At 35.5% G+C, this 355-nt stretch carries 1 protein-coding gene; it reads left to right on the forward strand.

Going from position 1 to position 355, the window contains the following annotated elements:
- Positions 1–355 (forward strand): ATP-binding cassette domain-containing protein (locus tag ACM615_RS24225; RefSeq protein WP_431012683.1); only part of this gene is annotated, 355 nt, incomplete at both ends.

Here is a 355-nt window from a genome sequence, read left to right on the forward strand (position 1 = left end):
ACTCAAATTAAAAACATCCTTGGTCGTTTTATGTTTAAGGGCGATGAGATTGATAAAAAGGTAAGTGTGCTTTCGGGCGGTGAGAAAACACGATTAGCGATGGTAAAACTTCTGTTGGAACCAGTCAATTTGCTGATTTTGGATGAGCCTACCAATCACTTAGATTTAAAGTCGAAAGACGTCTTAAAGGAAGCCTTGTTGGATTTTGATGGTACCTTAATTTTAGTGTCTCATGATCGGGATTTTCTTCAGGGACTTTCTCAAAAAGTATTCGAATTTAAAGATCAGCGTGTCATTGAGCATTTTGAAACTATAGATGATTTTTTGGTAAGAAATAGAATTGAAAACTTAAAGG

Source organism: Rahnella sp. PAMC25617 (assembly GCF_050606005.1).
GTDB lineage: Bacteria > Pseudomonadota > Gammaproteobacteria > Enterobacterales > Enterobacteriaceae > Rahnella > Rahnella variigena.